This is a genomic window from Faecalicatena sp. Marseille-Q4148, assembly GCA_018228665.1.
Classification (GTDB): domain Bacteria; phylum Bacillota; class Clostridia; order Lachnospirales; family Lachnospiraceae; genus UBA9414.
Genome location: CP073692.1, coordinates 3,088,862 through 3,101,919, shown reverse-complemented (window position 1 = coordinate 3,101,919; position 13,058 = coordinate 3,088,862). Strand labels below are relative to the sequence as shown.

The 13,058-nt window shown below is 39.4% G+C and carries 12 protein-coding genes; all 12 read right to left on the bottom strand.

The annotated features are described in order from the left end of the window. Window positions 1–25: 25 nt before the first annotated feature. Window positions 26–1,129: an alkaline phosphatase family protein gene (locus KFE17_15005; protein QUO32085.1), complete on the bottom strand. Its 1,104-nt coding sequence runs from the start codon at window positions 1,127–1,129 to the stop codon at window positions 26–28. 188 nt (window positions 1,130–1,317) lie between these two features. Next, on the bottom strand, window positions 1,318–3,516 hold the full coding sequence (gene feoB / locus KFE17_15000; GenBank protein ID QUO32084.1) for a ferrous iron transport protein B: 2,199 nt from the start codon (window positions 3,514–3,516) through the stop codon (window positions 1,318–1,320). A gap of 98 nt (window positions 3,517–3,614) precedes the next feature. Beyond that, window positions 3,615–3,836 carry a ferrous iron transport protein A gene (locus tag KFE17_14995; GenBank protein ID QUO32083.1) on the bottom strand — a complete coding sequence of 74 codons (222 nt, stop codon included), beginning with the start codon at window positions 3,834–3,836 and terminating at the stop codon, window positions 3,615–3,617. 14 nt (window positions 3,837–3,850) lie between these two features. Next, window positions 3,851–4,072, bottom strand: coding sequence for a ferrous iron transport protein A (locus tag KFE17_14990; GenBank protein QUO32082.1), 222 nt, complete (start codon window positions 4,070–4,072; stop codon window positions 3,851–3,853). 328 nt (window positions 4,073–4,400) lie between these two features. Then, complete coding sequence (locus tag KFE17_14985) at window positions 4,401–4,781, bottom strand: desulfoferrodoxin (protein QUO32081.1); 381 nt, start codon at window positions 4,779–4,781, stop codon at window positions 4,401–4,403. Between the two features lie 82 nt (window positions 4,782–4,863). Further along, window positions 4,864–5,625, bottom strand: a complete 762-nt coding sequence (locus KFE17_14980) for a MerR family transcriptional regulator (protein ID QUO32080.1) — start codon at window positions 5,623–5,625, stop codon at window positions 4,864–4,866. A gap of 60 nt (window positions 5,626–5,685) precedes the next feature. Beyond that, the gene (locus tag KFE17_14975) at window positions 5,686–6,135 is read right to left on the bottom strand and encodes a polyketide cyclase (GenBank protein ID QUO32079.1); all 450 of its coding nucleotides are present in this window, start codon (window positions 6,133–6,135) and stop codon (window positions 5,686–5,688) included. Between the two features lie 24 nt (window positions 6,136–6,159). Beyond that, complete coding sequence (locus KFE17_14970; GenBank protein QUO32078.1) at window positions 6,160–8,049, bottom strand: beta-lactamase family protein; 1,890 nt, start codon at window positions 8,047–8,049, stop codon at window positions 6,160–6,162. 172 nt (window positions 8,050–8,221) lie between these two features. After that, entirely contained in the window at window positions 8,222–9,031 is an 810-nt protein-coding gene (locus KFE17_14965) for a prolipoprotein diacylglyceryl transferase (protein ID QUO32077.1), read from the bottom strand. A gap of 183 nt (window positions 9,032–9,214) precedes the next feature. Next, window positions 9,215–10,372 (bottom strand): amidohydrolase family protein, encoded by a 1,158-nt coding sequence (locus KFE17_14960; GenBank protein ID QUO32076.1) that lies wholly within the window; start codon window positions 10,370–10,372, stop codon window positions 9,215–9,217. A gap of 72 nt (window positions 10,373–10,444) precedes the next feature. After that, window positions 10,445–11,410, bottom strand: a complete 966-nt coding sequence (locus tag KFE17_14955) for a 2-keto-3-deoxygluconate permease (GenBank protein ID QUO32075.1) — start codon at window positions 11,408–11,410, stop codon at window positions 10,445–10,447. A 323-nt stretch (window positions 11,411–11,733) separates the two neighbouring features. Further along, entirely contained in the window at window positions 11,734–13,041 is a 1,308-nt protein-coding gene (gene rpoN / locus KFE17_14950; GenBank protein QUO32074.1) for an RNA polymerase factor sigma-54, read from the bottom strand. Window positions 13,042–13,058 lie beyond the last annotated feature (17 nt).

Genomic DNA, 13,058 nt, shown 5'->3' with positions numbered 1-13,058 from the left:
AAGAAACTGCCCTGCTGTGGTTCATTTATTTTCTGTCAATGACAATAAGCGGAACATACATTTCATCTTCTGATAATCCTGCATGGACTCCAATAAAGAAATCTTTTTCCTCCGAAGAATTAAAAATTGTCACATCATCAATCCCTACTGCCAGATAATCTCCAATGGTGTCTGCAAATCGTTCATGCATCACATCCGGACCGAATAATCTGCTTTTAATCACTTCTTCTTTTGTATACAAATAAAACTTTTCTCCAAAGCACTTTCGGAATTCTGCTTCAAATTGTTCCTCCATTCCTTCTTTTACATAGCACGCCAGCGACCGAGGCTCAATAGAAGGCATCCGCTCAAGACACTCCATAATAGCAGGGTATTCTGTCAGAGATTCATTCCTTGTATCCAAAAGTCCATGATCTGCTGTCACAAAAATTAATGTGTCTTTCAACTCTTCTGAAAGTTTCTCCAACTCCCGGTTGATAAGAGTCACCCAGGCTTTCGCCGACTCAGAACCACAGCCGCACTCATGCATCGTATGATCCGGCTCCGGCCAGTAGGCATAGATATAATTTTGTTCCTCTTTACTGCATAAGTCACGCACTCCCTGAAGCAATTCGTCAAATGTATCTATAGGATAATCTCCAAAAGGCGATACGGTATATGCTTTTGCCGGAGAGGCTTTTCTGATCTTATCTCCTACTTTCTCGTATGACTGATATTTTCTTGAAACAAACTCTTCTGACGCAACTGTCCCATCTTCTTTCCGATTCGTAAAAACTGCTACATTATCTCCTACCTCCGGAAAATACAGCGTCCATCCAAGCCAATTATGCTCTGCCGGAGCAATTCCGCTGTCAAATGTAGTTGTTGCAGCCACCGTTGTCGGTGGAAATACAGAAGTAATCCTATTTTTCATATGCTGCCGCAAAAAACTGTCTTTTTCCAAATGCTGTTCCAAAATACTGCTTCCCATACCATCCATAACCATCAATACGATATGGCGATAGGAACCTTTCAAAAACTCCTCTGCCTCGGAAAGGGGTTTATAGTGATACTCCGCTCCATAATACTTTAAAATCGAATTCATCAAATTCAAAATACTATGTTCATAATCCGGTACTACAATTTTCATATTTCCGCTCTCCTTCCTGTCAAAAACTATACTGACCTTTCTCTCCATAAAATGTTGTTCCTATTATAGCACTTTCTAATTTCCTTTCCAACAATAACCAGATAAGATTTTCTTCACTCTAAAAAAGCAAAAAAGAAATGATATTCCATCATTCCTTCTTTGCTTTCACATGTTGTATCAGATAAAAGTTATTTTGCCCCTGCCGTTCTGCTGACTGCAATACTCAATTGCCTGCTGTCATGGTATGGTCTTATTAAGAGATAGATAAATCCAATCACCAGAATCGTTGCTGCGATCATCCCTGCTCCGAAAGCTCCTCCTGCTGCAAACGTGCCGATCTGATATACACAAAGAGATACTGCATAAGCCAACAATGTCTGATATCCAATGGCAAACCAGAACCATTTTGCATTGTTCATCTCTCTTTTAATTGCTCCCATTGCTGCAAAGCACGGTGCACAAAGCAGATTAAACACAAGGAAAGAATATGCTGCTGCCGCTGTCATACTTCCTGCAAGCTGTCCCCAGATTTCTATTCCATTCTCTGCATTTACTTCTGCAAATCCAAAAAGAACACCAAATGTTCCCACAACATTTTCTTTTGCAATCAGTCCTGTCACAGCCGCAACTGCCATCTTCCAGTCTCCCCATCCAAGCGGCGCAAAAAGAGGCGCGATCACGCTTCCAATCATTGCCAGAATACTGTGGTTCAACTGTTCTGCTTCTAACATACGGAAGCTTCCATCAATCCAGCCAAAACTCATCAGGAACCAGAGCGCAATCGTTGATAGCAGAATGATCGTTCCTGCTTTCTTAATAAAAGAAGAGCCTCGTTCCCACATGCTGCGTGCCACATTTCCCACTGTCGGCATATGGTATGCCGGAAGTTCCATAACAAACGGCGCCGGTTCCCCTGCAAACATTTTTGTTTTTTTCAATATAATTCCAGAACAAACAACTGCAGCAATTCCAACAAAATATGCACTCGGCGCAACCCACCATGCACCGCCGAACAGCGCACCGGCAATCAATGCAATAATCGGCAGCTTTGCCCCGCACGGAATGAATGTCGTTGTCATAATCGTCATTTTCCGGTCGCAATCATTTTCAATTGTTCTGGAAGCCATGATTCCGGGTACGCCGCAGCCACTTCCGATCAGCATTGGAATAAATGATTTCCCGGAAAGTCCGAATTTACGGAAGATTCTGTCCATAATAAATGCCACTCGCGCCATATAGCCGCACGCTTCCAGAAATCCAAGAAAAGCAAACAGTACAAGCATCTGCGGAACAAATCCAAGCACAGCTCCGACACCTGCAACAATTCCGTCAAGAATCAGACTTTGCAGCCAGCCGGCACATCCAATTGCTGTCAACCCTGATGCAACAAGTGCCGGAATTCCAGGAATAAATATAGAATCGATTCCAAATAAATGCCATCCTTCTCCAAACACTCCGTCATTCGCCCAATCCGTTGCCCACGTTCCAACGGTAGATACCGATATATAATACACAAGCGTCATAACAATAGCAAAAATCGGCAATGCTAACCACCTGTTCGTAACGATTTGATCAATCTTATCAGATGTCGTCAACTTCTGATCACGATTTTTCCGGCAGCATGATCCGATTACAGAAGAGATGAATAGATAACGTTCGTTTGTAATAATACTTTCTGTATCATCCTCCATCCTTTTTTCAATCTGATCTATTTCCTCCGAAACATCCGGTAAGGCAGATCCTAATTGCGTTTGAATCTTATCATCCTGTTCCAGCAATTTAATCGCAAAGAACCTCTCCTGTTCCTCCGGAACACTTCCTCGGATCTTACCTTCTATCGCGTCTAAAACTTGCTCTACTTCTGTACAAAACTTGTGTACCGGCGGCTTTTTATAATGATTTCCTGCCGCAGCTACTGCTTTTTCTGCCGCTTTGCGTATTCCGGTTCCTTTTAAAGCAGAAATCTCTATGACTTCACAGCCAAGTTCTTTTCCTAATTTTGCAGTATCAATCTGATCTCCGTTTTTTTCCACAAGATCCATCATATTAACCGCCATCACAACCGGAATTCCAAGTTCCATTAGCTGAGTGGATAAATACAGATTCCGTTCAATATTTGTCCCATCTACAATGTTTAAAATAGCATCCGGACGTTCTGAAATCAGATAATTTCTTGCCACAACCTCTTCCAATGTATAGGGTGAAAGGGAATAAATTCCCGGAAGATCCATAATCACTACCTCTTTATGCCCCTTTAATTTTCCCTCTTTTTTCTCAACTGTTACTCCCGGCCAGTTTCCGACAAACTGATTTGAACCTGTTAATGCATTAAATAACGTTGTTTTCCCGGAATTCGGATTCCCCGCTAACGCAATCTTTATAGCCATTTCTCTCGCTTCCTTTCCTTCTTATTTCTTGTTTATATTTCCTGGTTATTTTCATTTCACCTTGTTAGTTTTAACTAACCTTTATTTAAAAAAATATGCTATTCTACTATGATCATCTCTGCGTCTATTTTTCTAATCGACAGCTCATAGCCACGCACGGTAACTTCCACCGGATCTCCAAGCGGAGCTACTTTTCTCACAAAAATGTCCACACCTTTTGTGATTCCCATGTCCATGATCCGTCTTCTCGTCGGTCCCTCTCCGGTTAGTTTCAGAACCTTCGCATTTTTGCCGCAAGGTATCTCCCGCAATGTTTTCATAACAGATATCCTCCTTATCTCATCTCAACCATAATTTTGTTCGCCATATCCTTACCGATTGCCACTCTTGACTGTTTCACATTGACAATTAGGTTCCCGCTTGTTTCCGATATCACTTCCACATTTCCGCCAATCACAAATCCAAGATTTTCGAGAAACCGTTTTGTCTCTTCCTTCCCGCCAATCCTGCGGATCACATTTGCTTCGCCCGGTTTTACCATTGATAAAGGCATCATATTTCATCTTCTTTCTTTATAATCTTTTCTTTATTTCTTTAGTTAGTATATACTAATTGTAGTTAGTTGTCAATAATCAATTTATTTTTTTGCATTATCCGTCTTGGAATAAACAAAAAAACTTTGGATCACTAGAACGGCAATATAGCCATTACGGTAATCCAAAGCTTTCTCGATTCCTTATAATCTTTTCTCATGCTATAAGTGAATTTTACCAAATCGAAGATATAATGTCCATTTTACTTTATGTATTTTTCATTAAAAAGACACACAGCGCCTTCGATAAAAGTGCCGTGTGTCTTTTCTTTTTCTGTTTTTAATTGTCCCGCTATACTTCTTTCTTCCAAAGCCCATGAAGATTACAATATTCATAAGCTGCGATCAGCTTTTCATGCTCTGTCAGAATAAATTCTGCATGTGGTTTTCCGCCCGGACGCAAATTTTTCACCTGCATTCCTGTCTCTGTCTCAATTGCGATCCACTCAATATAATGTTCCTCTATCATCGGATGCTCTACTTCGCCGACCATTACAGTAACATGTGTGCCATCCACATGGATGACCGGAACATGTTTTTCCTGTGCGGCATCTACGGCGCCCGCCTGTAATTCCTTCAATTCTACTTTACTGCACTGCTGAAAATCCTTTGCACATCCCATTGTATGCAAAATACTTCCACAAGATTCGCATTTATAAAATTTTGCTGCCATTTCTGAAATTCCTCCATTTCTTTTCTGTCCGCGGTACTTTCTATAGTATGCCACTGGCACTGTAAACTATGCAAGTCTAAGTCTATTTTCCAATCCAAAATTTTACAGATTCTTCCAAAAGTTTTGCACAACCTTCTACTTTACGGTCATAATAAGCTGTAAATCGTTCATCTGCAAGATACATCTCGACAAGCGCCTTATGAGCCTCTTCACTATATTGTTTCCATGTCTGTCCAAGCCATTCTTTGTGAAGCATCACAATTCTTCTTGCCTCGTCACTTTCCGGAGAAATCTTAGCTTTCACGCCCTCTTCCAGACGCGTCCGCACTTCTTCTCCCAAATTCTGAAAACGTTCCCAATCCGCTTCCGTCATATTCATTATTTTTTTCACGGATGCATCTACTTCTTCGCAACCATATTTTTCTCTTGCTTCTTCACCGTATTGTTCTTCATATTCATTTACAACGCGTTTTTTAAAAACTTCAAATTTCTCTTTAAGACTCATCTGCTGTTCTCCTTTCATCGCCGAAATTGTTCCTTTTACCGCACGGATCAGCTCATATATATGATCTCTCTCCGCTTCCAGTTCCCGAAGGTGCTTCTGAAGTGCCTGCATAATATCAAAGTCTTTCTCATAAATAATCTTCCGAATCTGCTTTAAATCCATCCCTCGATCTTTATAGAATAATATCTGCCAAAGCAGCTCTACTTCCCGTTCACCATAATAACGATAACCTGCTTCGCTGATCTCGCTTGGCTTTAACAAATCGATCTGATCATAATAGCGCAGTGTGCGTGCACTCACACCGGCAATCTTCGAAATCTCTCTGATGCTATACTTCATCTTCTTTCCCTCCTCCGGACAATTTAAGCTTACCAGTTGACGCAGCGTCAAAGTCAAGCATTATTTTTCCGGAAAATAGGTCATTTGAACTGTACCTTTCTCCTCTTCCTTCAATGCTTCCAGTTCTTTTCGCAAATAAGCAATATATTTCTTCTGTTTATTTTTCAAATAAAGCTTCATAAACGGGCGCATGAAAATATTTCTTGCTTTTACACGCTCAATCAATTCCAGCACTGTAATCCCATTCTGGTAAGAAAACACTCCCTTCCAGTGTCCTGTAAGGTTTTTGTTCTCCATATCCAATTCGTACAGGCTCAGCGGCTCAAATTTCGTAGTGGAAAATTTGGTCGCAATTCCATTTTTCCTGTATTCGATAAAATGCCCTTTCGTTCGAAGCTCTCTGATCTTTTTCACATCGCTTCGCCATGTATAATCCGTCAATGATGTTACGGTATCCCATACCGTCTCAATATCACATGCAAACTCTGCCCGGGTCTTAGAAATTGCCATCCCCTCTTCCTCCCTGTGTTACCGCTAAATAAAGTTGATATATCCCTCTTTTACTTCTTTAAATTCTTTGCTTGTCTGGCTGTCATAAACCGCGCTCATCTCTTTATTCAGGACGATCAAACGTCTTCCCTGCGGAACATCCGGGAGGGATTTCAATTCTTCTGTCAGACGATACACACTGTTGTGCTCTCCTCCGTACAGCTCTGAATCAAAATTTTCTCCATGGTATTCCGGCACAGCTACTTCATCTATATAATAGTAGCTAGCCACATGACAGAATTCCACATTCTCTTTCATCTCAAAATATGGATCTAAAAGATCCCGGCTTCCATTCGATGGTGTCTGCAGAAATCCCGTTGCAGTCATTTCATCCATTGGCACAACAGAAGCTTCGAAATCTGTATAAATATCCCCGTCCGGTATCGAACTGAAAGAAAAAACAAGTACGCCTTCCACATTCGGAAGTTTTGAAATGGTAAATCCATTCATCATTTCATGGCTGACCATATCCTGTTCTGACAGACTGATCGCAATATATTTTTTCCCAATCCGCTGTTTCCATGTTTCAGAAAGCTCTTTATGATCTCTCGCCCGCATTGCAGTCGGTGATACTCTTCCATGATAAGTAGAGAAGAAATATTGATCCTCACCATATTCTCTGAAGAAATACTTCTCGCCATTCTCACCAACAAAGCTGCTGCCGTCAAATTTCAGATCTTTATACGCTGCAATGTGATTTCCTTTTGTATCATCATTTGTTATCGTCAGATGTGTTCCAAAAAAATGCGTATGATAAATACCGCCCGGCATCAAATATGTACCGTCAAATTTCTCCGTCAATTCCTTTGGAACCGGAGTATATTTACGGAAAATATTGATTCCTTTTTCTTCCAGCATAGCTGTTGCAAACATTTTAAAGATAGCATCATTCACATCCAGTTTGCAGTCATGTGTCTCACTGATTGCCAATACCGCCTGATATTTCGGCACAATATAAAGTCCGCTCGTAAACTGAAAACTGTTTCCGCCTTTTTTCTGAACATGCTCTCCAAGATCAAACTCCGGTTCATTCACTGCCACATTATCCCATCCAAGCCCATAACCGATACTTGCTGTATCATCTGGAAGGAAGGTTACACCTTGATGTTTTCTCATCTCTGCCTTGCTTTCTTCACTGATGATATCATTTTCTGTCAAGAAAAGATTACCAAACTTGCAAAGATCAATCATATTTGTCGTGAATCCGCCACATCCCTGCAAATAGAAATATTCTTCCGGTTTTCCGGATTCTTTTACAAGAGGATAATCACTGTTATGTGTTGTGGACGGTCTCGTGGAATGAGCTCCGATTGGTTCTGTAATATACTGCTTACAGAATTCACCAAATGGCATACCTGCTACTTCTGCCACGACCATTTCTGCCAAAGTAAATCCGTCATTGCAATATACAGAATAATATCCCGGATCTGCTTTTAGATGACATTTAGCAAGATAATCATATACCTCCTGATAATATTCCTCGTTGTCTGCCGCCCCTACATGCGTTGCAGAAAAATGTTTCCACTGTGTTCCCGGAAGTCCGCTTGCATGATTCAGACAGTGACGCACTGTAATTTTCTTATAGCGCTCATCTAACATTGTAAATTTCGGAAGATACTCGCATACCGGTGTGTCTAAATCCACCTTTCCCTGTTCTACCAGTTTCATAACCGCTGTTGTACAAAACATTTTTGAAATAGAACAAACATTAAACGTATGCTCTGTCGTAACAGGCTTCTTTTCCTCTGTTCCGTCATTTCCGATCGCATCTGCTGCCCAGATCTTTCCATCTACCATAATTGCATAAGAAACTGCAGTATAATCTTTCGCAAGATTTAACCGCAGAATTTCTGATAACCGTTCTTTTAATTCCATGTCCCCGTCTCCTTTTAGCCAAAATTTTGTAAGTTTTTCATAAAAATACACTAACACTGTCCTAAAATTCTGTCAAGTACTGCAGAGTTTTCTTTTGTATTTCTATAATTTTCTCTTTCATTTTTATTCAAAAAAGGTCGGGAACTCCCGACCTTTTCCTACGATACTTCTATTATTCTTCTGATACGTCTTTAGCTGTATCTTCTATTTCTTCTGACAGTTCTGTATTCATTTCTTTGCTGCGGTTTCCCCATATCACAAGCGCTATACCAGCTGCACAAATGAAAATGGAAATAAATTGTGAAGTAGAAAGAACTCCGACACTTCCCCGGATCAGATCGCCTCTGAAAAATTCAAGAACAAATCTTCCAATGCTGTAAAAGATTAAATAGCATCCCGATACAATCTTATCCTTTTTTACTTTTTTCGCAATCATACAGAGTACAATACAATGCAGGAAGTCTAATATACTTGAATAAATCTGTGTCGGAATCAGCGCCACATGATTCGGTGCAAAATCTGAATTCTGAAATGTAATTGAGAATTTACAGGATGTTTCCATCCCATAACAACATCCGGCCAACAGACATCCGATCCTTCCAAATCCCTGCGCCAAAGCAACTGCCGGCATAACAAGATCAAAATACTTCCAGAAATTCTGTTTCTTAATGCGGCACGCCACATAGCCTGCCAAAATTCCGCCTATGATTCCGCCATATACGACAAAACCTTCCGCTTCATCCAGAATCACTTTCGGATTTGCAATGATTTCATCGATCATCGTCATATAAAAAAGTAATTTCGCACCAAGCATTCCAAATACAACTGATGTGAGAAATAATGTAAACACAAAATCCGTATTCATCTGACGTTTCTTCGCCCGGTATTCCGTCATCAGATATGCTGCAATAAAACCAATTCCGATCATAAGGCCATATCCATGCACTGTAAAATTGCCAATTGTTAATAAATCATTTTTCATAAAGCCCAACTTTCCTGTTCTGTTATATTGTAATAGCAGAACTTTGCTCTTCTATAGCTCTTGCTGCCATTATTATCTGGTACACAATCCTTCTGCAAAGCTCTGCTACTATTTTATAACGTAATGACCGGAATATCAATAAGAGAAATCAAAATCTCTTTATCCACAAATCCCATTATGAATTTATATAATCTTACAGCCGTCCTGATAAACTGCTTTTACACGTTTTAATGCAGTAATATCTTCTATAGGATTTCCATCTACTACAATTATATCTGCTGCCAATCCTTTCTTCAGTGCTCCTGTCTTGTTCTGTACTCCACAAAGTTTTGCCGCATTTACAGTGATTCCTGCAAGAACATCATGATTAGATGCCCCAAGTTCTGTAATATATTTTGCCTCTTGAGCAAGTCCCTGATGAATACCATCTGTTCCAATACCAAATTTCAATCCGCCTTCAATCGCTCCCCTGAGGCATTCACAGATAATTTCTTTTTCGCGAAGACTTCCTTCACGATCTTGCGGCGAAAATTTGAAAAGTAATTCATCATTCAAGGCGTAACTAGGAGTATATACTACCCATCGATCTGCCTCTTGCACTCTTTCCACTTGTTGTTTCGTAATATAATACACATGTTCCAGACAATCTATTCCTGCATCTAAGCAATCATCCAGTCCCTGTCCGCCTGAACAATGACAAGCAGTAGTGATACCTACACTTTTTGCTTCCTGTACAACTGCTCTTAATTCTTCCGGACTCATAAAATGATATATAAATGGTGTTGCATTAATAACCTTTGTCATAAATACTTTTAAAAAATCAACCCCATGCGCAATATTTTCCCGCGCCTGTCTGCGAAACTGTTCAGGACCATCAAACGGCATACCGACATACCCATGACCATGTGAAGCACGCATACCGATTCCACTTACAACAAGCTTAGGTCCTGTTAAACGCCCTTCTTTTTGTGCTTTTTTACAAGTTACATCTACATAAAACCGATCTCCAAGACATCTTGCAGTTGTAACACCAGATACAAGATCATCTTTCATTGTTTTAATCGCTCTAAGTGTCTGTTCACATTCACAATCATTCATTTTTACAAGATGGTTCTCCAGTCTTGTATCCAAAGCCAGGTGATTATGACAATCTATCATTCCCGGCATAATTGTTTTTTCTCCGTAATCAATGATTTCTGATTTCAATTCTTCTGATATTTGTGATACATTCTCATAAATTTCTGTAATTTTGCCATCTTCTATTTTTACTGCGGCATGCTCTTTTACAGCAAGTTCGGAACCTGCAATAACATATTTGGCTTTTAAAATTTTTGTTTCCACAAATATACCTCCTTAATCATTCTTATCCACACTTGTTTAATAGAAATTCAAAGTATTCTGAAAATCCCTTTGTTACTTTTGCGCTTTCTCTGCCTTCTCGTCAATCTTTTTAACAACTTTTCTGCTGACATATCCTGTTAGAAGCGGTGTTAAAATAGCTGTGATAACAACTGAAGCCGCAATTTGTGCTGTAGCTGATTCTACATACGGTTCTAGATTTGGATCTGCCATTGCAACAGATGCCGGGGTTGCAACCGCATTTCCTCCTACCGTTCCAATTGCCATTCCCATAGGATCTGGTTTTCTTCGGATAGCACTGTAGATAAAATATGTAAGAACTCCTGTTGATAATACAGTAATAAGTCCGAGCAAAATTCCAGGTACGCCTGCTTTTGCAATTGTAATTAAACTCATATTTGCTCCAAACACAAAACCATTTACTGGAAGGATCATGTTTAATCCTTTTGCCAATAAATCTCGGAAATCCGCATCAAGATTACCAAGTATCATACCAATAATCAAAGGAATAATCGCTGCAATGATATCTTTCACCGGAATAGATGCTAATCCTGTTGTTCCAAGTGCGATCATTGTTAAAAAAGGCCCATCATTCAGAGATAATACAGCAATGGCTCCCATATCTGTGTCATCTCCAAATTCTTTTGCAAGTGCCGTATAAATCGCACCATTTGAATTTGTCACTGCTGAAATGACTGCAAACGGTGTCAGTCCCAGAATACCTGCCGGTCCAAAAGCCATATTTAATAAGTATCCAATAATAACACCAATAGCAAGTTTTAGAATTGTCAACACTGCTCCTTTGTATAAAGGTTTTCCTACCTGGCGGACATTGATCGTCGCACCGCTGCAGAAAATAAACAATGCCACTAATGTAGACTGCCCACTCTTAAATAACGCAGTTGTAAAACCTCCTATTTCCAAACATTGTGGAATAAACGTATTTACAAGACATCCTATTAAAAGAGGTATTACCATCATTCCACCTGGAAATTTTTTCATCGTTGCACATATTTTCATATTTCTTCCGTCCTTTCAAATTAACTTTCTTTGCCGCAGCTGCACAGCATGTCTATTTATCTAATATAGTAAGCAATCCGCATGCCATTTTTCGTCATAACTAATAAATTCTAAATTATTTTCCTTCATATTTCATACATTTTTCCTATTTTATCCAAAATAATCTCTAATCATAATCCAAAATTCCAATATAACTGCTACACTCTTTCTCAAATACAAAATATTCCCAAAATGTTGCACTATTTTACATCTATTGCAATATTCAATGTTGCAACAACTGTTTCTAATGCTAAAATACGAAAAAAGAACTGTTGTAATATAAATTACAACAATCCTTTCATCATCTTTCGTTCGTAGCTTCCTTTAATTCCAATCTCATCTCTGTATTTCGCAACACCTCTTCGAGAAATACATATTCCTTCTTCCTCAAGCATTTCTTTTAATTTCTGATCACTATAAGGTTTTAAAGGATTTTCTTCTCGAATCCACACCTGAATGAGCTGTTTGACTCCTTGGGCGTTAATCGCTTTCCCCTCCATACCTACTGAGATTTCTTTTGAAAACAATTCTTTCAGCAAAATAGTTCCGCTCGGATACTGAACATATTTCCCTTTAATAGCACGCGATACCGTGGACGGATGTACGGACATCTTTTCTGCCACATCACTCATTGTCATCGGCCTCAATTGACCGCTTCCTTCAAGATATTCTTGCTGTCGTTCTATAATACACTCCATCAACTGCTTAATTGTTTTTCGGCGCTGCTCAATATTATTCAAGATATATTTCACTCGTTTTGCCTTTTCTTCAAAATATCCTCGCAGTTCAATATCTTTTGTCTCTGACATTAGTTTCAGATAATAGTCACTAATCTGATATTCTCCAATCCAATTGTCATTTAATTCAATGCTCCAGTTATCTTCTTTCTTCAGTATAATATCCGGTACAATGTATTCTGTTTTCCTGCCGCCGAATCCAACTGCCGGGCGAGGATTGAGTGTTTGAATCAAAAGCGCATGTTTTCTCACTTGCGCTGTCGAGATATGAAGCAGCCGTGAAATACGTCCAATGTTTCCTTCTGCAATATCTTCCAAATGATATTTGATCAGCTTCTCCAATATATCATCTTCTATTTGAAGTTTCTTTGTCTGACAAAGAAGACATTCTTCCAGTGTTTCAGAAAATATTCCTATTGGTTCTAGTTCTTTCAATTCTGCAAGACAGTCTCTCACTATTTCTTCCGAAGTATTACATTGCCTTGCTGCTTCTTCAATTGGCATCGTAAAATATCCAGTATCTTCTACACACTCAATCAGATAGTTTTTTACTTCCAGATTTACCTGCTCTTCCTTTTTAACTATTAACTGATTTTTCAAATAGCTCCTCAGATCTTCTAATTCTTCTATCTGGTGATTCCATTTTTCCTGTTCATCTGAAGGTTCTATTGCCCCTGTCTTCGAAAGTGGATTCTCGGGTGTACTGTTTTGTTCTAACATCGGATTTTCCAAATATTCTGACTGCAAAAAAGCTGAAAGCTCTATATTATCCATCGCCAATATATTGAGAGACTGCAACTGCTGATGTGAAAGCATCTGTTTTTGTTTCTGCAGTAACTGATAGCGTATTTCCATTCTGTGCCCGCCTTTCT

Excerpts from the sequence above, each read along its gene's own strand:
- KFE17_15005 (QUO32085.1), bottom strand. The coding sequence starts at position 1,129 with ATGAAAATTGTAGTACCGGATTATGAACATAGTATTTTGAATTTGATG.
- feoB (QUO32084.1), bottom strand. The coding sequence starts at position 3,516 with ATGGCTATAAAGATTGCGTTAGCGGGGAATCCGAATTCCGGGAAAACA.
- KFE17_14995 (QUO32083.1), bottom strand. The coding sequence starts at position 3,836 with ATGAAAACATTGCGGGAGATACCTTGCGGCAAAAATGCGAAGGTTCTG.
- KFE17_14990 (QUO32082.1), bottom strand. The coding sequence starts at position 4,072 with ATGATGCCTTTATCAATGGTAAAACCGGGCGAAGCAAATGTGATCCGC.
- KFE17_14985 (QUO32081.1), bottom strand. The coding sequence starts at position 4,781 with ATGGCAGCAAAATTTTATAAATGCGAATCTTGTGGAAGTATTTTGCAT.
- KFE17_14980 (QUO32080.1), bottom strand. The coding sequence starts at position 5,625 with ATGAAGTATAGCATCAGAGAGATTTCGAAGATTGCCGGTGTGAGTGCA.
- KFE17_14975 (QUO32079.1), bottom strand. The coding sequence starts at position 6,135 with ATGGCAATTTCTAAGACCCGGGCAGAGTTTGCATGTGATATTGAGACG.
- KFE17_14970 (QUO32078.1), bottom strand. The coding sequence starts at position 8,049 with ATGGAATTAAAAGAACGGTTATCAGAAATTCTGCGGTTAAATCTTGCG.
- KFE17_14965 (QUO32077.1), bottom strand. The coding sequence starts at position 9,031 with ATGAAAAATGATTTATTAACAATTGGCAATTTTACAGTGCATGGATAT.
- KFE17_14955 (QUO32075.1), bottom strand. The coding sequence starts at position 11,410 with ATGAAAATATGTGCAACGATGAAAAAATTTCCAGGTGGAATGATGGTA.
- rpoN (QUO32074.1), bottom strand. The coding sequence starts at position 13,041 with ATGGAAATACGCTATCAGTTACTGCAGAAACAAAAACAGATGCTTTCA.